At 55.3% G+C, this 19,159-nt stretch carries 16 protein-coding genes; 15 read left to right on the top strand and 1 reads right to left on the bottom strand.

Annotated features, from left to right (window positions below; genetic code table 11):
* The first annotated feature begins 87 nt into the window (after positions 1-87).
* The 14 genes from B142_RS0100290 to B142_RS0100225 all read left to right on the top strand — a co-directional run bounded on the left by B142_RS0100290 (position 88) and on the right by B142_RS0100225 (position 17,188).
* Positions 88-1,374 (top strand): M18 family aminopeptidase, encoded by a 1,287-nt coding sequence (locus B142_RS0100290; protein ID WP_018119537.1) that lies wholly within the window; start codon positions 88-90, stop codon positions 1,372-1,374.
* A gap of 30 nt (positions 1,375-1,404) precedes the next feature.
* Positions 1,405-2,241: a tRNA (adenine-N1)-methyltransferase gene (locus tag B142_RS0100285; protein ID WP_018119536.1), complete on the top strand. Its 837-nt coding sequence runs from the start codon at positions 1,405-1,407 to the stop codon at positions 2,239-2,241.
* A gap of 207 nt (positions 2,242-2,448) precedes the next feature.
* Positions 2,449-3,981, top strand: coding sequence for a proteasome ATPase (gene arc, locus B142_RS0100280; RefSeq protein WP_018119535.1), 1,533 nt, complete (start codon positions 2,449-2,451; stop codon positions 3,979-3,981).
* A gap of 94 nt (positions 3,982-4,075) precedes the next feature.
* Positions 4,076-5,638 (top strand): depupylase/deamidase Dop, encoded by a 1,563-nt coding sequence (gene dop / locus B142_RS0100275; RefSeq protein ID WP_039733492.1) that lies wholly within the window; start codon positions 4,076-4,078, stop codon positions 5,636-5,638.
* An 82-nt stretch (positions 5,639-5,720) separates the two neighbouring features.
* Entirely contained in the window at positions 5,721-5,933 is a 213-nt protein-coding gene (locus B142_RS0100270; protein ID WP_018119533.1) for a ubiquitin-like protein Pup, read from the top strand.
* Positions 5,930-7,366 (top strand): Pup--protein ligase, encoded by a 1,437-nt coding sequence (pafA, locus tag B142_RS0100265; RefSeq protein ID WP_018119532.1) that lies wholly within the window; start codon positions 5,930-5,932, stop codon positions 7,364-7,366. Before B142_RS0100270 ends, pafA begins: the two co-directional genes overlap by 4 nt.
* Before the next feature lie 5 nt (positions 7,367-7,371).
* Positions 7,372-8,418, top strand: coding sequence for a helix-turn-helix transcriptional regulator (locus tag B142_RS0100260; protein WP_018119531.1), 1,047 nt, complete (start codon positions 7,372-7,374; stop codon positions 8,416-8,418).
* Entirely contained in the window at positions 8,415-9,413 is a 999-nt protein-coding gene (locus B142_RS0100255) for a helix-turn-helix transcriptional regulator (RefSeq protein ID WP_018119530.1), read from the top strand. The genes B142_RS0100260 and B142_RS0100255 overlap by 4 nt, the downstream gene beginning before the upstream one ends.
* 63 nt (positions 9,414-9,476) lie before the next feature.
* Positions 9,477-9,797, top strand: coding sequence for a Sec-independent protein translocase subunit TatA (tatA, locus tag B142_RS11405; protein ID WP_018119529.1), 321 nt, complete (start codon positions 9,477-9,479; stop codon positions 9,795-9,797).
* Positions 9,798-10,031: 234 nt separating this feature from the next.
* Positions 10,032-11,072, top strand: coding sequence for a twin-arginine translocase subunit TatC (gene tatC / locus B142_RS11400; RefSeq protein ID WP_018119528.1), 1,041 nt, complete (start codon positions 10,032-10,034; stop codon positions 11,070-11,072).
* Positions 11,073-11,083: 11 nt separating this feature from the next.
* Entirely contained in the window at positions 11,084-13,894 is a 2,811-nt protein-coding gene (locus B142_RS0100240; protein WP_018119527.1) for a DEAD/DEAH box helicase, read from the top strand.
* Between the two features lie 24 nt (positions 13,895-13,918).
* Complete coding sequence (locus B142_RS11395; RefSeq protein WP_018119526.1) at positions 13,919-14,656, top strand: FxsA family protein; 738 nt, start codon at positions 13,919-13,921, stop codon at positions 14,654-14,656.
* A gap of 6 nt (positions 14,657-14,662) precedes the next feature.
* Positions 14,663-16,291 carry an apolipoprotein N-acyltransferase gene (lnt, locus tag B142_RS0100230; RefSeq protein ID WP_018119525.1) on the top strand — a complete coding sequence of 543 codons (1,629 nt, stop codon included), beginning with the start codon at positions 14,663-14,665 and terminating at the stop codon, positions 16,289-16,291.
* A 6-nt stretch (positions 16,292-16,297) separates the two neighbouring features.
* Positions 16,298-17,188, top strand: coding sequence for a polyprenol monophosphomannose synthase (locus B142_RS0100225; RefSeq protein ID WP_018119524.1), 891 nt, complete (start codon positions 16,298-16,300; stop codon positions 17,186-17,188).
* A 271-nt stretch (positions 17,189-17,459) separates the two neighbouring features.
* On the opposite strand, the gene B142_RS0100220 is transcribed toward B142_RS0100225, so the two are convergent.
* Positions 17,460-17,846 carry an RNA polymerase-binding protein RbpA gene (locus tag B142_RS0100220; protein WP_018119523.1) on the bottom strand — a complete coding sequence of 129 codons (387 nt, stop codon included), beginning with the start codon at positions 17,844-17,846 and terminating at the stop codon, positions 17,460-17,462.
* Between the two features lie 565 nt (positions 17,847-18,411).
* Here B142_RS0100220 and B142_RS0100210 point away from each other — a divergent pair.
* A complete protein-coding gene (locus B142_RS0100210) occupies positions 18,412-19,128 on the top strand; it encodes a YceI family protein (protein ID WP_018119521.1) in 717 nt (238 codons plus the stop codon).
* The last annotated feature ends 31 nt before the right edge of the window (positions 19,129-19,159 follow it).

Here is a 19,159-nt window from a genome sequence, read left to right as displayed (position 1 = left end):
TCCAGCTTAAACGGTGCACCTGGGTTACCACTAAGCTGGGTGAGACGGAAAGATGAGCGCGTTTGAACCGAAAGTGTGTGAGTAATAATGAATGAGATTAACCAGTTCATGGAGTTTCTGGATGCTGCGCCGAGTTCGTTTCATGCGGCACATCGGGTGGCTGAGCAGCTAGTAGCATCTGGATTCCACAAACATGAGGAAGATCAGCCGTGGGATGCTAGCCCGGGAGGGCATGTAATCGTGCGTGATGGCGCGGTCATGGCCTGGTATGTACCGGAGGATGCGGGAACGAACTCCGGTTTCCGAATTATCGGTTCGCATACTGATTCTCCAGGATTCACCCTGAAACCACAGCCTGATAGTACGCAGCATGGCTGGCACCAGCTGGGTGTAGAAGTCTACGGTGGGCCGATTATTTCTTCCTGGTTTGACCGGGAGCTCACCCTGGCAGGCCAGGTAATTCTGACCGACGGTTCCGAGCGGTTGGTGAATACCGGACCGCTGTTGCGGATTCCGCATTTGGCGATTCACCTCGATGGCTCGAAGGAGTTTAGTGTCGACAAGCAAAAACACCTGCACCCCATTATGGGGCTTGCCGACGCCGCCAGTGGCGCTATCCAGGACCAAGCCGGCCGCACTGGTATCGCGGAAGTGTTGGCGGATCAATTGGGGATTGCCGAATCAGATATTGCGTCCTGGAGCCTGATCACAGCCCCATCGCAGCCGGCCGGATTATTTGGGGCGCAGGCGGATCTGCTGGCTTCTTCCCGCATGGATAATCTTTCCAGCGTGTTTGCTAGCTTGACTGCGCTGCAACGTGCCGTTGCTTCTGGTGATTTCGGCTCGGATATTGCAGTCTTGGCAGCTTTCGACCATGAAGAAGTCGGTTCTGCCTCGACGACGGGTGCACAAGGCCCCATTTTGTCGGAGGTCCTAGAGCGCACCGCGACGGCATTGGGAGCAGACCGTGAAAGCTATTTACAAATGCTACGTCGTTCGTCGTGCGTGTCTGCAGATGCAGCGCATTCGATCCACCCGAATTATGCCGACAAGCATGATCCACATAATCCACCGATTATAGGTGGCGGTCCGGTCACCAAAATCAACTCGAAGCAGCGCTATGCTTCAAACGCTCGCACGATTGCATTGTGGGAAAATGCGTGCCGGGCTGCGATGGTCCCGATCCAAAATTATGTCAGCAACAACGCCGTACCGTGTGGTTCTACGATTGGCCCAGCTACGGCGACTGCGTTGGGTATCGATACCGTCGATGTGGGGGTGCCCATGTTGTCGATGCACTCGGCGCGGGAGATGATTGGCGTGCAAGATCAATTGTGGCTGTCACAAGCACTCGAGGCCTACCTGATTAACTAGCGCTGAACAATCTAAAAGAAAGGCTGCTTAATGGCATATTCTGGTCCGTTTAAATACGGTGATCGCGTGCAGCTCACCGATGCGAAACGTCGACACTTCACCCTGTATCTCAAAGAGGGCAATAAGTTTCACTCGCACCAAGGCATCGTCGAGCACGACGATATCGTCGGCATGGATGAAGGCTCGGTGATCACCTCGACGATGGGTGGCCAGTTTTTGATGTTCCGTCATTTGATGGTGGACCATGTGCTGTCGATGCCGCGCGGCGCCCAGGTAATTTACCCGAAAGATGCTGCTCAGATTCTCATCGAGGGCGATATTTTCCGTGGGGCAAAGGTTTTGGAAGCCGGTGCAGGCTCTGGTGCGCTCTCGATGGCGTTACTCCGTGCGGTGGGCCCGGAAGGCCACGTGTACTCCTATGAGTTGCGCGAAGATCATATTGGCTATGCCATTGACAACGTCAAGGAATATTTCGGTGAACAGCCACAATGGTGGAGCCCACGGTTAGGCGACTTCCAAGAGCTGACGCCAGAAGATACCGACGGCCCAGTAGATCGCATCGTGCTGGATATGTTGGAGCCTTGGGAGATGCTCACCACAGTAAAAAACATGCTGGTACCGGGCGGAGTATTCATTACGTATGTCGCCACAGTCCCGCAGTTGATGAAGGTCATGGAAGGCATTCGCGAGCAACAATGCTTCACCGAACCACGCGCATGGGAATCACTGGTGCGTGACTGGAAGGTCGAAGGGCTAGCGACACGGCCAGAACATCGTATGAATGCGCACACTGCGTTTTTGATCATGACCAGGCGGCTTGCCGACGGCGTCGTGCCGCCACGGCCCAAACGCAAGGCGCGACGCTAACTATTCGGGTACTAGCTCGCCTTAACGTAGCCATTCCTAGCCCGGTTTGTTAGGCTTTGCTTAAAGAAACGCATGGTTGCGGCCCAAAAATTCCTAGAAACTTACTTCTAGAAATTCACAGTGGTCAGGAATCGGATTAGCGCGACACACCCGTTACGTGCACAACTTTATGCACCATATCTGCAGAAGGGAGGTTCGGTCAGTCGTATGACGAAGACAACCCCGGACCCACAGCTACAGCTTCGCCGCGATGTGCGCGAGTTGCGCAAGCGCAACGAAAAACTAGCGACTCTGCTGAAGTCTTCACGCGATAAATTGGCCCAGCTGACCACTGAGCTCAACGCTTTGCAAGAACCGGTGTCCACGTATGGGGTGTTTTTGCGCTACGCCCCGGGTAACCGTCGGGAAGCTGACGTGTTTACCTCAACGCGTCGTTTGCGCGTCAACGTCTCGCCATTGCTGGAACACGAAATCCCCGCCGGCGCGCAAGTCCGGCTGGGTGAGGCAAGTGTCATCGTTGAAGATTGCGGTTTTACTTCCGATGGCGTTGTGATGCGTATTAGTGAGTTCGTCGACGGCGGGGGCGATGCCGATGGAGACGTCCGCGTTTTAGCGTCGACGCCGCAGGGCGATACACACGTGATTCATTTGGCAACGCCGTTGGTTGGAAACGTTCGTGTCGGCGACAATGTGCTGGCCGATGTCAAGTCTGGGTTTGCTTTTGAACGCATTTCTCAGGCCGAAGTAACCCAACTTGCTCTAGAAGAAATCCCAGATGTCACCTACGACGATATCGGTGGTTTGGATGCGCAGATTGAGCAGGTCCGTGATGCCGTCGAGATGCCATTTGATCATCCGGAGCTCTACCGCGATTATCAATTGCACCCGCCAAAAGGCGTGCTGCTGTATGGCCCGCCGGGCTGCGGTAAAACCTTGATCGCTAAGGCAGTGGCGCATTCGCTGGCATCACGCGTCGGGGATGGCTCGGCATCGTATTTCTTAAATGTCAAGGGCCCGGAGCTTCTCAACAAATACGTCGGAGAAACCGAACGTGTTATCCGATTAATTTTTGAACGTGCCCGCGAGTTGGCCTCTGACGGGGCGCCGGTGATTGTCTTCTTCGACGAAATGGAATCGATTTTCCGTACCCGTGGTACTGGCGTGTCTTCGGATATTGAAACCACAGCGGTGCCGCAGCTGCTTACCGAAATCGACGGGGTCGAAGGCCTCGATAACGTCATCGTGGTCGGTGCTACCAACCGGGAAGAGCTTATCGACCCCGCGTTGCTGCGGCCAGGCCGTTTGGACATCAAGGTGCGCATCTCGCGCCCTAGCAAGCAAGAAGCGCCGGATATTATCAGCCGCTACCTGCATGAAGGCGTCCCGCACACCGATCCGCTCAGTGTGCTTATCGACGGGGCAGTGGATGCGTTGTACGCTCCACGCCCGTTCGTGGAACTTACTCTTCGCGACGGCAGCACCGCGGTATTGCACTACGGTGATTTCGTCTCCGGTGCCTTGATTGCCAACGTGGTCGATCGCGCGAAAAAACTCGCGATCAAGGATTATATCGCTTCCGGATCCACTGGAGAGCACGGTATTTCTTTACGGCATATTCAAGCAGCGGTGCGCACAGAACAAGATGAGAGCGAGGATCTGCCGAATACGGCGAACCCGGAAGAATGGAACCGCATCGTGAAGCTATCACAATCCGTGGTCTCCGCGCGGAGCCTGGCATAGCCGATCGAGCCGATCGATCCGATCGGGGCGCTGCACGCGGAGTACTCGTTGGAGCCACTGTTATGTCAGAAACTGATAGGCCGGAATAAGGAAAATGAACAGCAACCAGAATTTTCATCGGTTCATGGGTACCGAAACCGAATACGGTATTTCCACGCCAACACAGCCAACGCTCAGCCCGATTGTGACCTCTACGCATGCTGTGGTGAGCTACGCTCTCCGGAATATTGGCACCCGTTCTCGCTGGGACTTCGCCGCGGAGCATCCCACCCGTGATACCCGCGGTGGTGATCGGCAGCGGTACCGTACCGGCTCCATGGTGGATCCAGAGACCTTAGGCGTGGCGAACGTCGTGACGCACAGCGGTGCGCGCTTTTACGTCGATCATGCCCACCCTGAGTACTCGTCGCCAGAATGCAGTGATGCTTGGCAGGCCATGATCTACGACCAAGCTGGCGACCGCATCGCGTTGCAAGCCATCAATGACGTGGCAACTTTTGCCGAAAGCGGCACGTCGGCCCTAGCCAATCACGGCGCGTGTCCGCCGTTGAAAATCTACAAGAATAATGTGGATGGCAAGGGCGCGTCGTATGGTTCACACGAAAACTACTTGTACCCGCGCACCACGGATTTTGCCGCCATTGCAGACGGTCTCATCCCGTTTTTTGTCACCCGCATCATCATGATCGGTGCCGGCCGCGTTGGGCTGGGGCAGCGTGGCGAAACCCCGGGATTCCAGATTTCGCAGCGCGCGGATTATATCGAGCAGGAAATCTCTTTAGAGACCACGCTGAACCGCGGTTTGATCAATACTCGCGACGAGCCGCATACCGATGCCGAGACTCACGGCCGCCTGCATGTGATCACCGGAGATGCGAATATGTCGCAGACCGCAACGCTTCTGAAACTAGGGACCACAGCCTTGGTCTTGGATGCTATTGACGCGGGCGTGAGCTTTACTGATTTGCGTCCAGCGGATCCGGTAGCTGAGATTTCTGCGGTAAGCCATGATGTGAGTCTGACCCATAAAATCACGCTAGCCGACGGTTCCCAGGCCACAGCAATTGAGATCCAGCGTGAATACCTCAAGCGTGTGCGGGACATCGCCACAAAGGACAGCGCTACCGGTCCGTCCGCGGTCGAAACGAAAGTGCTGGAGTTGTGGGAAGAAGTCCTAGACTTGCTTGCCGACGACCCGCTGTCAACTTCCCACCTGCTGGATTGGACTGCGAAATACGCGTTGATCAAGGGCTACCTCGACCGTGGTGTCGCGGTAAACGATCCGAAAATCGCGCTCATTGACTTGCAGTACACCGATGTCGACCCCGCGAAGTCTCTCTACCACGCTCTGGTGCGAAAAGGCCGGATGCGAACGTTAGCCAGCGAAGACGACATCAATGCTGCGATGGCAATGCCGCCTGCAGAGTCACGAGCCTGGACCCGCGGACGCATGATCGAACGCTTCGCCGATGAGTTGGTTGCCGCAAACTGGCAGGAACTGCATTTCGCTGATGCAGAAAGCCCCGGTGGTGAGATCTTTGTGGACCTGACGGATCTCACCGGATTGAATAAGGCAGCAGCCGAAGACATCATCAGCAGTTCAGCGAATGCGCCAGAAGCAGCGCGAAGGCTCAACCACGTGCAAAAAACTGGCTAACGATTGTTGGAAACACCGAGCTGCAAGCACCGGCGCAAATCTGCGGCAATCGCCACAACCACAACGACGAAAGAGGATTATTATGGCCACGAACCCACAACACAATTCCAGTGCACAAACTTCACACACTGCTTATTCCGCAGGCGATGATAGTACCGACAACGATGATTTCGTCGGCGGCCAAGCACAAATTTCTACCTCAGGCACCGATGATCTTCTCGATGAAATCGATGGCTTGCTGGAATCAAACGCAGAAGAATTCGTCCGTTCCTACGTGCAAAAGGGTGGACAGTGAGTTCCGTATTTACCCGTCGCATCATGGGGGTGGAAACCGAATACGGGATTACCGCGACTGCAGCCAATGGCACCCATACGCTGGGGGCAGCTGAGGTTGCGCGTTACCTTTTTGAACCCATCGTGGATGAGCACGGCAGTTCGAACATCTTCAGCGCGAATGGTTCTCGGTTGTATTTGGACATGGGCGCCCACCCGGAAATCGCCACTGCAGAATGCGACAGCATTACCCAGTTATTGAACTATGAGCGCGCCGGCGACCGCATTCTCGATGAGCTTGCTCAGCGTGCAGAGCAGAAACTGGTGCGCGACGGCGTCGGCAAGCATGTCTATTTGTTCAAAAATAACCTGGACTCTCACGGAAACTCCTACGGATGCCACGAGAATTATCTGATCTCTCGTTCCATGGTGCTCCGCGCGATCGGCCGAGCACTGGAGCCGTTGATGGTGACCAGGCAATTGATCTGTGGGGCTGGTCTGATTGAGCCAGAAACCGACGAACACCCAGCACGCTTCGTACTTTCACAACGCGCGGATCAAGTGTGGGAAGGCGTATCGTCGGCGACCACCCGGGCGCGTCCAATGATTAATTCCCGGGACGAGGCTCATGCGGACTCGCAACGCTACCGGCGTTTGCACGTTATTGGCGGCGATACCAACCTCTCCGAACCGACGTTTGCCCTAAAAGTAGGCTCCGCGCTGCTAGTGCTGGAAATGATCGAAGCTGAACGCGAGCTTCCGGACTTCGAGCTTGCAGATCCGATCGGGCAAATCCGCGAGATTTCCCGTGACCTGAGTGGTCGCACGCAACTCCGCTTAAAAAACGGCGGGACTGTAACCGCTCTGGAAATCCAACAAGCGTTGTGCGGCCACGCGGCTGACTGGTTGGAAGTCCGCGACGATTATCTCGACGATGCTGGACATGGCGGCTCAACGACCAGTGAAATGCGCCGCGTCGTTGATCTATGGCGCCGGGCACTTGACGCCCTGGAGTCGCAAGATTTCTCTCAAGTCAATCGTGAGCTCGACTGGGTAATCAAGAAAGAATTATTTGACCACTACCGGGCCCGGCTCGGTGATGATTGGTCGCATCCGAAACTCGCGCAAATTGACCTCGCCATGCACGATATCCGCCCTGGTCGGGGAATTTTCCAGGTCTTGCAGGATAAAGGCAGGGTAGAGCGATGGACAACGGATGAGGCGATTACTGCGGCCATGGATACCCCGCCGGACACCACTCGCGCGCACCAGCGTGGGAAATTTTTGGCCCGGGCACGGGAAACCGAGACGGAGTTTGCTGTGGATTGGTCTCGGATGAAGATCACAGAACCGGCCCGGCTGGAATATACTTTTGGTGATCCATTCGCTACTGACAGCCCCGAACTCGAGGAATTGCTTGCTTTGATGAACAGGGGCGCCAACGATACGGAGTAATCACCATGGCAGCAGCTGCAACGCCCGCCCCGCGCAAAGAGACCGGTCCGCGCTACGATGCGGCTGTAGAGCGGCTGACGAACCTTACTTTTGCGCTGCAGGGTGCCGCACAATCCGGTGGCAACCCAGACCGTAGTGCAGACTGGATTCACGCCAACGTCGCCGGCTACCACGAAAATAAGCATAGCTTCCGTGTGCAATTGCAGCGCGATGTTGCAACACTGGCACGCGCCGGGGTCTACATCGATAGTTCTGCCGGTGACGGCGCGGATGGTCCAACATACCGGCTGAATCCGGAGTCTTACCGGTTACCGGAGGTATCTTTTAGCCCCCAAGAGGCCACCGTGCTGGGAATTGCGAGCGAGGTCGGACGCGAGGGCGGCTTGGGGGCGCTCAGCACCGCTGGTTGGACGAAGCTCGCGGCATCAGGTGCACACCGCGATATTAGGCCGGGTGCAGGCTTCATCGCTGACAACGACATCACGCGTTTGGACCCGGAAGTACTACGGGCGATTTTAACCGGGGTGGCGCATAAATTACGGGTAACTTTTTATTATCAGCATCATTCTGGTGCGCAGCCACAGCGCCGCACCATGGATTTGTGGGGCCTGGTGCCGCGTCGGAACCGTCTTTATGTCGTTGGATGGGACGTGGACCGACAAGCAGAACGTTCGTTTCGGTCCACCCGCATTAGTGATATTCGCCGTTCTCGCCAGGCTGCTACACACACCGAACCCAGCGGTTCGCTGCGCGATATCGTAGAGAAAACACTTGCTGCACGAGATACCGTGAATGCGACGATTCGCACCCGTCGCCACGCTGCTCCGCCGCTAGAACAAGCGGCATCCTCGGTGCACAATGCTGCAGAACACCATGCTGCAGAACACAACGCTGCAGACAACGATGGGGATGTAGTTTTGACCATCACCGGAGCAGATCGGGACTGGTTGTTGCGCACGTGTGCTGCGTATGCCGCAGAAGCGGTCGTGGAAACCCCTGTGGATCTTCGCGAGCAGGTCTACCAGTTATTGCAGAAAGCGAGTCAGGGATGAAAAAGACGAAGCACACAGATTCACCGGAAAAACTCGCGGCATTAGTGCAATCGTTGAATTTAGTGCCTTATTTTAAGGCCCACCCAGACCGCAGCATCTTTGAGGCAGCTAAAGACTTAGGATTGACTCCGGATGAATTGGTTCGGGCACTGGGACGTTTGCACTGCAGCGGAATCAGCTCGCAGACGCAGGATCTCATCGATTTGAGCTACGAACTGACCACCGGCGTCGTTATTCACGATGATCAAGGAATGGATTCCTCACTGCGGTTGACACCGACCGAAGCCGGGGCACTGCTGCTCACAGTCGAAGTGCTGGAAACAATGCCAGGGCTGGTGGATCGTTCCGCGGTAGTGTCAGCAGCTGAAAAGCTACGCTCGATCATGGATGATCGTTCGCGTGCCATCTACGACAGCATTGTCGAGCATTCTTCTGCTACCGAAGACGCCCAATCTCAGCTATCGCAGGCGTTGAGCACGAAAAAGCGCGTGCGTTTTGACTATTGGTCAGCCTCGTCGAACAGCACGAGTTCCCGCACGGTTGATCCGGCTCGGATTTTTATCCGCGGTGATGCCGCCTATTTAACCGCTTATGTGGAAGATTATGGCGAGCACCGCAATTTCCGGGTTGATCGCATGCGCAACGTGGAAATTTTGGCAGAAACGGCGCGGCCACGCGCAACACAATTGGATTTTTCGAGCGATGATCCGTTCGGATTCCGTGATTCCACCAGGGCTACAGTTGCCATCGCCCCTGATGCATTATGGATGCTGGACGAATATGACATGCGACGAGATGACGAAGTAGACGGTGATACCAACGATTGGGTACGCGCCACCATGCCGGTAGGCAGTACTGGATGGTTTGCGCGTTTCGCGTTGAGCCACGCTGATCATCTTCGTGTGCTAGCCCCAGATGATCTTGCCGACGCGGTGCGTGCACAAGCCCAGGCGGCGTTGCAGCGTTATAGTATGGTTGATACCGATAAATCTTAATGACTCGCCCGGCTATTGCAATCAATAAACGCGATGGCTGTGACGTTGAGAAAGGCGCGATTGATGAGTATCAGCCCCACCCAAATTTTGTTGATCTTGGTCATCATCCTGTTGCTATTCGGCGCTAAAAAGCTACCAGATTTGGCGCGTTCGGTAGGCCGTTCTACGCGTATTTTGAAATCGGAAATGCGCGAAATGAGCAACGACGATGCCGAGTACCAGAATGGTCGGAATCAGCAGACTCAGCAGCCACAACAGGCACAGCAGGCGATCAGCCAACAGGGCTCCCAACCTCAGCAGCCATCGCAGCAGCAACAACAGCCGCAGATGGATGCTGAAGATTTCTGGAATAAACCAGAAAACCAGCCACGGTCGCAAAACTAACTAGGCCCCGGTAGCTGCCTTATGGTTGCACTGATACCGCGCTTCGTTCAACTGGTTTAGCTTATGACGTCACCGCATTCCCATTCACAACCGGCTGCTGCCGGATCATCACGCACGGATGCGCCCCAGACCGGGCGTTCTGTGCGTGCCGTACGCGGCGATACCACACTAGTATCACGGCTGCGTTCCCTGCGGAATAGCTCCAAAAGGAAGAAAAAATCCCCAACCGGCGATATGTCGTTGGTGGAACATCTGAAAGAGCTTCGCCGCAGGGTCATCATTTCCACGTTGGCCGTGATCGCTGGTGCAGTCGTAGGGTTTATTTGGTATCAAAATGCCCCGGGCCCGATCCCGCCGTTGGGCGAAATTTTGCGTGGCCCCTACTGTGGCGTCGACCCGGAGCTTCGGGCGGATTTCACTTCGTCGGGGGAGTGTCGTCTATTGGCGACGAGTGCGATGGAAATGTTTATGCTGCGCCTGAAAATCGGCGCGCTAGCAGGCGCAGTTTTGGCGGCTCCGGTGTGGCTGTACCAAATCTGGAAGTTCATCACCCCCGGGTTATTGCGTAATGAGCGCCGTTGGACTATCAGTTTTGTCACCATCGCGGTGGTGCTGTTTCTATCTGGAACCGTGTTGGCATACTTCTCGCTGTCGATCGGGCTGAACTACCTGCTGACAATCGGTTCCGATTTCCAAACCGCAGCGCTGACCGGGCAAGAATATTTCAGCTTTGTGGTCGCGATCATGATCATTTTCGGCGTCAGCTTTGAAATCCCGCTGGTCATCGTCATGCTCAATCTAGTGGGGGTATTGCGCTATGAGTCAGTGCGCACGAAGCGTCGGCACACCATCGTCATAATCTTCATTTTTTCTGCGCTTATCACTCCAGCACAAGACCCCTATTCGCTAACGATTTTGGCCATAGCAATTATTTTGCTGGTTGAGTTGGCCTTCCAGTTCTGTCGCATCAACGACAAACGCCGTGCAAAAAACGAACCAGACTGGTCCGGACTGTCCGATGAGGAAGCTTCTCCGCTGGACTATCATCCCGAACGGGCTAGCGTGTCAGGCCCTGTTGCGCAGCCAAAATCTGTCTCTTCCGACAGCAGAACTTCGGCTCAAGTGTATTCACCGCATTCCACGCAGCATGGTCCAGGGCACACGCCCGCACAGGCTTCAGGGCAAAGCCGCCCAACACAGCAATATGCGCACCAGCGGCAACACAGCACGCACAAATCCCGGGGTCACGGTTCTAGCTTCGACGATATTTTGTAGCCTGGGGAACTATGATGAGCACCCATTTTGAGACCTTCCGCAGTCAATTGGATTACGAGCTCGATCCTTTCCAGATTCAAGGGTGCGTGGCCGTCGAAAACGGCCAGGGCGTTCTCGTTTGTGCTCCAACTGGGGCAGGAAAAACCGTTGTTGGTGAATTTGCGGTGTCGTTGGCGCTATCCCGCGGGACAAAGTGCTTCTACACGACGCCAATCAAGGCACTTAGCAACCAGAAATTCCATGATCTCATCGACGTCCACGGTCCAGATGCTGTAGGGCTACTCACTGGTGACGTATCGATTCGGCCCGATGCTGAGATCGTCGTGATGACCACCGAAGTCTTGCGCAACATGATTTATGCGAAGTCTCCAGCTCTTGATCGACTCACACACGTCGTGATGGATGAGATCCACTTCCTGGCTGATCAAGCCCGCGGCGCGGTATGGGAAGAAGTCATCCTGAACCTCGAAGAGCATATCTCGATCATTGGTCTATCGGCCACGGTATCGAATTCAGAGGAATTTGGCCGCTGGCTTTCTGCTGTCCGCGGAGATACCGAAGTAATCGTTTCAGATACCCGGCCTGTGCCTCTTGAACAATGGATGTTGCTCGGGCAGAAGGTCTACCCACTGTTTGCACCTGGAACGGACATTGCAGGCGATGATGTTGCAGAGCGCGCTACAAAGGTCAATCCAGAGTTGCAGCGCCGTGTTGCACGTTTGGAAGCAGGAGATGCCGATGATGGCAGGGCCGATTTCCAGGCTGGACAAGGATTTCGTTCCCGCTCGGTAAAAGGCACGAATTCGTCTCGCAGCGGTGTTGTCCGCCCACAGGATAAGTACCGTCCGCTAGGCCGGCCAGAGGTCCTGCGTATTTTGCAGGGGCAAAACATGTTGCCAGCAATTATTTTCATCTTCTCCCGGGCGGGCTGTGACGGTGCGCTGCACCAGTGCTTGCGCTCAAAAATGGTGCTTACCGACAACGATGAACAGCGCACTATAGCGGAAATCATCGATGCCGGCGTGGAAGGAATCCCACAAGAAGATCTGGAGATTCTTCGGTTCTCACAGTGGCGCAAAGCGCTGATTCGGGGTTTCGCTGCTCACCACGCGGGTATGCTTCCTGCCTTCCGGCATATCGTGGAAGAATTGTTCGTCCGCGGTCTAGTACGTGCGGTCTTTGCTACTGAAACGCTGGCACTCGGCATCAATATGCCGGCTCGCAGTGTCGTACTAGAAAAACTCGTGAAATTTAACGGTGAAGCTCACGTAGATCTCACCCCCGGACAGTACACTCAGCTCACTGGCCGTGCGGGGCGACGCGGTATCGACACGATTGGTAATGCGATCGTGCAATGGGCACCAGCGATGGATCCGCAACGCGTCGCGGGGCTTGCCTCAACCCGCACCTATCCGCTGATTTCCACGTTTGAGCCCGGCTACAACATGGCGATCAACCTGCTCAATAACTTGGGCATGGATGATGCATTACGCCTGTTGGAAAAGTCGTTTGCCCAGTATCAAGCTGACGGTTCGGTGGTGGAAGAAACACGCGAGATCGAACGCGCAGTCCATCGCGTCGACAAGCTACGAGAACAGCTCAACGACGCGATCGCGGCCTTCGCACCGCCTTCAACTGACGACGAAGATCCCGCGCAATTGCTATCCGAATACGTCGAACTGCGGAAACGCCTCAGCGTGGAAGAGAAGTCTGCGAAAACCCGGGCCAAGGAAGAACGCAATGACGAAACCCGCGCTATTTTGGCGAAGCTGCAGATCGGTGACGTGATTGCGTTACCAAGCAAGAAACGGCCGGTCCTGGCAGTTGTCAATACGCCTGCTAATCAGACTGCTGACCCACGTCCGTGGATCACCACCGAAAAAGGCTGGTCGGCGCGCATTGATTCCAGTGGCTTTGAGAATCCGCCAGCGATCATTGGCCGCATGAAGTTACCGCCAAAAGCTGTGAAAAATCCCCGGCGACACAACCACGTTGTCGTCGACAAGTTCGCGAAAGAAAAATACCCCCGGCCCAAGAAGATGAAACTACGGGCGCGGGTGCGCGATACGCAACGCATCACAAAGATTCGCACAGCGATGAAAGAACACCCGGCACATGCTTGGCCGGCTCTGGAGCGCGAACAACTCACCCAGCTGGCGCAAAAATATGTGCGCCGGAAAGGGGAACTTGCGCGGCTGCAGGACACCGTTGATAAAGCCACAGAAACCCTCGGTGATATGCTGCGGCGCATCGTCGATCTGCTCACTGAACTTGACTACGTGGACGTTATCGATGGTGAACCCACCGTGAGTGCGGAGGGTGAGAAGCTTGCGCAAGTGCATAATGCTTCGGATTTGTTAGTCGCGCAGTGTCTAAAGCGCGGGATTTGGCAGAATCTCGATCCGGCAGAACTCGCCGGGGTGGTCTCGATGTGCACCTTTGAAAACCGTCGTGCCACTGGTGGGCAGGTATTTGAAGGCGTAACTGATGAGATGACCACGGCGATGGAGCACACCATGCGTTTGTGGGAGGAGCTCATTGCCGACGAGGCCCGACACGGGCTCCCGAATACTCGGGAACCAGAGCCTGGTTTTAGCATCGCGATCCACCAATGGTGTGCTGGTGCTCCGCTCGGGTATTGTCTGGCCGCAGCCGCTGAATCCGGCGCTGAGCTGACTCCCGGTGACTTTGTGCGCTGGTGCCGCCAAGTCATCGACCTGTTGCAGCAGGTGGCAAAGACTGGCTATAGCGGTGATATTAAGCGCATGGCCGGACAGGCAATTGGTGCCATTAACCGCGGCGTGGTGGCTATTGGCAGCTAGGGGCTTCCCGGTAAGGTAGTGCACATGCCTGTCGTGATGTTCTTTTTCTACATGCTCTCCGAAATCTTGGCTTTTTGGGCGGTCGCTAGCCTCATTGGTTTCGGTTGGGCGATGTTGGCGTTGTTGGCCACAGTAGTGTTGGGAATCTTAATCACGCGTATCGAGGTTCGCCGCATTGCAGCGACCCAGGCGTCGTTGCTGCAACGTTTGCGGGCGCAGCGCAATGGTTCGCTTGCCGACGACTCACACGCTGCCCCGAATTTACGCCAAGTAGGGAAATCCGCTGGTGATATTGGTTTAACCTTAGCTGGTGCTTTCTTGCTCGCGGTGCCAGGTTTTGCCACTGCGTCCGTTGGCCTGTTGCTGGTATTCCCGCTAACCCGACCGATTATTCGGGGCTTTTTGCTGGGCCGGATGCAGCGCAGCGTCGAAAAGTTTGGTGTTCGTTTCTTCGAAGCTTCCCCGACCGGGCGCAAGCATGCTAGTTATGGCAGCTTTGGTTTCGCCGACGGCCGTACTCACGGTTCGTCGAATAGTGCTGACTTTGGTAAGACCTCTGGCAACTCCTCAGACAAGACGGCGTCGGCAAGCGATGACGTGCTCGACGAAGAAGAATTGCGTCAATGGGCAGAGTCAATGAGTCCAGAAGATTTTGCTACCGGCAGCAACAACTCAGGCAGCGATGACAACAACAAGCACCACGAACACGATAAGAACACCGGGGCCAGCGACGAGTCTGGCAACAAGAACTCGGATGACTAGAACGAGATGCTTGCTTTCATCCTTCGCTTAATTCTGGCTGCACTCTCGGGCGCTGCAGCTTTTACTTCTTATGAACCACTCGGCTGGTGGCCAGCTGGCATTTTCGCAGCTGGTTTATTCTATTTTGCTCTGCTTCCATGGCCGCAGGCGACTAAGACGCGTCCCACCATGGCACAGGGGGCATTGCTGGGATTCGTCCATGGCATGGCGTGCTACTTGCTATTGCTTCCCTGGATCGGTGAGTTCGTCGGCAATCCACCCTATATTGCTTTGGCCGTGGCATGTTCGCTCTATGCGATCCTGACTGGTCTGGGTGGCATCGCCGTGGCACGCTCCCCATGGGGCTTTCTGGCGTTCCCGTTCTGGTATTTGGCGATCGAGTTTGCACGCAGCTCGTTTCCGTTTGGTGGCTTCGCGTGGGTTCGTCTGGCATGGGGCCAGGTTGATGGGCCGCTCGCGGGTCTTGCACAGTGGGGTGGTCCGGCCCTGGTCACGGTTGCAGCGGTGCTGATTGGGGTTGGTATTGCACAATTGTGCGCCACACAGATATTAACGAGTGCTCGTGCCAACGCTCGGTTGGTCAGTGTGCGGGTAACAAGCGTCGTGGTCGTCCTTCTGCCGCTGCTCGGCGGGGCAGTCGCGACTTTTCAGCTTAATCGGCCGGACAACACCTTCGACACGATCACCGTGGCGGCAATTCAGGGCAATGTTCCACGTCTGGGCCTGGATTTTGCCGCGCAACGCAGTGCGGTACTGCATAATCACGTTCGCGAAACCAAGAAACTTGCTGCCAAAGGGCAAGACGTCGACCTAGTAATTTGGCCGGAAAATTCCTCTGATGTGAATCCGTTTAGTGATCGCGACGCCTACGATGCCATCGCCAGTGCGGTCGATGCTGTTGATACTCCTGTTGTCGTCGGCACAATCACCCGCCGGGATGGCGATCCGTATAACACCATGCAGACGTTTTTGCCTGACAGAGATGCCCAGAGTGGCCAACCGACGATGACGCCGGGGGAGTTCCACGACAAGGTCTACCTGCAACCATTTGGCGAGACTTTACCGATGCGTAGTTTCTTCGAAAAACTTTCTGAATATGCGGAGATGGCCGGTAATTTCGTACCCGGTAATGGCAACGGTGTGCTGCACATTCCCACCCGTCACGCTGCTGATATGGCCAATTCGCGGAACTCGGATGAACCCGTCGATCTGACCGCAGGTCAGCGTGACATCGCCGTGGGTGTGGCCACCTGCTATGAGGTCGCGTTCGATGAGGCATTCCGGCGCTCGATTGACAATGGCGCGAGTATTCTAACTTCCCCGACCAACAACGCGACCTTCGGTTTTACGGACATGACCTATCAGCAACTGGCGATGTCGCGGATGCGCGCCATTGAGACCGACCGTGCAATGGTCGTGCCCGCCACCAGTGGAGTATCTGCCCTGATTGATCCAGCAGGAAAAGTCCTGGCTGATACCGAGATTTTCGAGGCGAATCATCTCGTCGATACTTTGCCGCTGCGCTCCGGAATTACCCCAGCCGTGCGATTTGGCCAGGTCCTTGAGCTGGCATTCGTTTTAGTTGGAGTAGTATTGGGTAGTCTTGCTGTGATACGTCGTCGCATGAAGGAGTAACCCGACATGGCTGAGTCCGCTGCACCGTCTGCGAAAACTCTCGTGATCATTCCGACCTATAACGAAAAAGAAAACTTACCTCGTATTGTAGGTCGCCTGCGCACGGCACAGCCTGAGGTTGATGTGTTGATCGTCGACGATAATTCGCCGGATGGCACGGGTGAGCTTGCCGACGAACTCGCCAACACCGGCGACCACGTGTATGTGCTACACCGCGCTGGTAAAGGCGGATTATGTGGTGCTTATGTCGCTGGTTTTCGCTGGGGTCTGGAGCGCGGCTATCAGGTCTTGTGTGAAATGGATGCCGATGGCTCGCATGCACCAGAACAGCTCTACCTGCTACTCGATGCTATCGATAATGGGGAAGACGCCGTGATCGGTTCCCGCTATGTGCCTGGCGGGGAAGTAGTCAACTGGCCGAAAAATCGTGAGTGGCTCTCGCGCGGCGGCAATATGTATATTTCCCTGGCTCTCGGTGCTGGACTGTCCGATATGACTGCCGGATACCGGGCATATCGTAGGGAAGTACTCGAGGCACTGGATCTCGAGGAGCTGTCGAATGCCGGATATATTTTCCAAGTGGATCTGGCTCGCCGCGCCATTCAGGCGGGGTACGTCATTACCGAAGTTCCTATCACGTTCACCGAGCGGGAATATGGCGAATCCAAGCTTGACGGTTCGTTTGTGACGGATTCGCTAGCAGAGGTGACCAAGTGGGGAGTTGCGCACCGTAGTAAACAAGTGCGGGAACTGGGCTCCGCGATGGCTTCGTTGGCTACACACGAGTTGCATGAATCTTCGTTGGCGCAGGCACCGGCACGTGTGTCGTCGTCGGCACGAAAATTTTCCGCGGTGTTCAAGGACTTTTCTGCGCAGTTAAAACAGCAACTGCGTTAGAGGGTACTGCGTTAATTTCACCGATCGCTAACCTCACCGAAATTGCGCTCACCCGAGGTTGTGCGCAATTTACTGCGCGCCTTTTGCCTTTTACTGTGTTCTTTTTACAAATAGTGCCGTGAAATAGCTTAAATACGGTGGACTATTTGCAAAAAACGCACCAGATTGCACAAGAGCGTACAAAGGCGCCAGCCCCACGAACTGATAGGTGGGTGGCTGGCGCCTTTGCTGTGTAGCAAGCTCTCAACGATAAGCTCTTACAGGCAGACGGTTACTTTCCTTCGGCTTCCTGCTGTTCTTTTTGCTCTTTCAGCAATTTCGCTGCGGTACGGCGACGCTTACGCAGGTGCTCGATGCGTTCTTCGAGCAATTTGTCGAGTTCTTCGATGCTGCGGCGTTCACACAGCATGTCCCAGTGGGTACGAGGTGGTTTTACCGGCTTGGATTCGACACCTTCGCCTTCTACTAGCGTTCCCCATTTACCGTTTTTGCACAGCCACTCTTCGGGGATTTCCGCATCGTCGGCAAAAGGTACCTCGTAAATTTCGCCGTCTTCGGTGCGGTATTTCACCATTTGGCGTGGTGCCAGGTCATGGTCGCGGTCAGTTTCGTAGCTGACGGCACCCATGCGGCTGCCGCGCAATACGCGATCTGCCATATGTGGGACACATCCTTATATTATTCCGGGGGCATCAACAAAACTTGTGGCACCACACAGTGCCAAAGATTCGTCAGGATAACGATCTACCACTATAACGCACAAACGCCCTGTTTTGTTCCCACTCTGTGGAAACTGCTTGGCTGCCAATTCTTTCTGTATTTTTCTGAGCTTTTCGGTTTTTGGCGGTTCTTTTCGTCTCTTTTCGTCAATAGACTAAAATCGACAGGGTGTCTGCCTACCAACAAACTCGCCCTAAACCGTGCCAGTGGTGCGGCGGAGAGGTTGCATCACAAGGCCGTGGGCGTCCGCGTAAGTACTGTAGTAGTTCTTGCAAACAGCGGGCCTACGAGCAACGGCAAAATTTATCCGGCACGGAAATTGCTCCCGATGCCGTAATATTGAGCAAAGCTAAAGCTGATATGCTGCATGATTCGCTGTTTCAATTGCGCTGTGCGGCCGAAGATATAGCGTGGGCTGCGACAGAGGATGCTTCTGCAGACGAGCTCGGGCAGCTATGCACGGAGTTAATTGATTTGGCGCGTTCGATTGAGAAGTTGAGGTAATGATGAAAAAGTCTCCTGTGAAACGCCGTAAATCTATCATCGTGATTTTCGTCGTACTCATTGTCCTTTTGGCGCTTCTCAGCGTGGTCCCGCTGATGTACCGGCTCATCACCGGCCCCGGGGTCAAGACCGAACCCTTAAGTGATTCGGGTGCAGCAGCCGCATCGACACCGGTGGATGGCAACTGGGAAATCGTTGAAGGAAAGAACCCGAATATTACCTCGGTGGGATTTACCTTCTCGGAGATCCTGCCGGGCGATGAACGGGTGACTTCTGGCTCCACAGGTTATGTCACTGGGCACGCAAAAATTAGCAACTCCACGCTGGAATCAGCCACCGTGGACGTTGATATGGACCAGTTGACAACCGATCGGGACGTCCGGGACGTCAACATGAAAGACAAGCTGTTTGAAACCAGGAAGTTCCCGACGTCCACGTTCACACTGACCGAGCCGGTGGATGTCTCTAAGGTGCCGGAAGATGGCACCGCGGGAGAGGTCACTGTGGCTGGCGAGCTCACGATCAAGGAGCACACGGAGCCTGTCGAGGCGAAGTTCCAGGCACTGCGTGATGGCGATCTGCTGATCGTTTCCGGTGAAGTGGAGATCAACCGCGAAGACTTCGGAGTGCATTCGCCGGATCTGATTGCCGCCAAGATTGCTGAAACCGGAACGGTGGATATCCGGCTGAGCTTTGCCAAAACGGACAAGCAATAATCGGCGCATCGGTCATTAACCACTGTGCCGC

This window comes from Corynebacterium propinquum DSM 44285, from assembly GCF_000375525.1.
Lineage (GTDB): Bacteria > Actinomycetota > Actinomycetes > Mycobacteriales > Mycobacteriaceae > Corynebacterium > Corynebacterium propinquum.
This window is presented reverse-complemented; position numbering and strand designations above follow the sequence as displayed.

Bases quoted from the DNA above. Each gene is read 5' to 3' on its own strand.
- B142_RS0100290 (WP_018119537.1), top strand. From the start codon at position 88: ATGAATGAGATTAACCAGTTCATGGAGTTTCTGGATGCTGCGCCGAGT.
- B142_RS0100285 (WP_018119536.1), top strand. From the start codon at position 1,405: ATGGCATATTCTGGTCCGTTTAAATACGGTGATCGCGTGCAGCTCACC.
- arc (WP_018119535.1), top strand. From the start codon at position 2,449: ATGACGAAGACAACCCCGGACCCACAGCTACAGCTTCGCCGCGATGTG.
- dop (WP_039733492.1), top strand. From the start codon at position 4,076: ATGAACAGCAACCAGAATTTTCATCGGTTCATGGGTACCGAAACCGAA.
- B142_RS0100270 (WP_018119533.1), top strand. From the start codon at position 5,721: ATGGCCACGAACCCACAACACAATTCCAGTGCACAAACTTCACACACT.
- B142_RS0100260 (WP_018119531.1), top strand. From the start codon at position 7,372: ATGGCAGCAGCTGCAACGCCCGCCCCGCGCAAAGAGACCGGTCCGCGC.
- B142_RS0100255 (WP_018119530.1), top strand. From the start codon at position 8,415: ATGAAAAAGACGAAGCACACAGATTCACCGGAAAAACTCGCGGCATTA.
- tatA (WP_018119529.1), top strand. From the start codon at position 9,477: ATGAGTATCAGCCCCACCCAAATTTTGTTGATCTTGGTCATCATCCTG.
- tatC (WP_018119528.1), top strand. From the start codon at position 10,032: ATGTCGTTGGTGGAACATCTGAAAGAGCTTCGCCGCAGGGTCATCATT.
- B142_RS0100240 (WP_018119527.1), top strand. From the start codon at position 11,084: ATGATGAGCACCCATTTTGAGACCTTCCGCAGTCAATTGGATTACGAG.
- B142_RS11395 (WP_018119526.1), top strand. From the start codon at position 13,919: ATGCCTGTCGTGATGTTCTTTTTCTACATGCTCTCCGAAATCTTGGCT.
- lnt (WP_018119525.1), top strand. From the start codon at position 14,663: ATGCTTGCTTTCATCCTTCGCTTAATTCTGGCTGCACTCTCGGGCGCT.
- B142_RS0100225 (WP_018119524.1), top strand. From the start codon at position 16,298: ATGGCTGAGTCCGCTGCACCGTCTGCGAAAACTCTCGTGATCATTCCG.
- B142_RS0100220 (WP_018119523.1), bottom strand. From the start codon at position 17,846: ATGGCAGATCGCGTATTGCGCGGCAGCCGCATGGGTGCCGTCAGCTAC.
- B142_RS0100210 (WP_018119521.1), top strand. From the start codon at position 18,412: ATGATGAAAAAGTCTCCTGTGAAACGCCGTAAATCTATCATCGTGATT.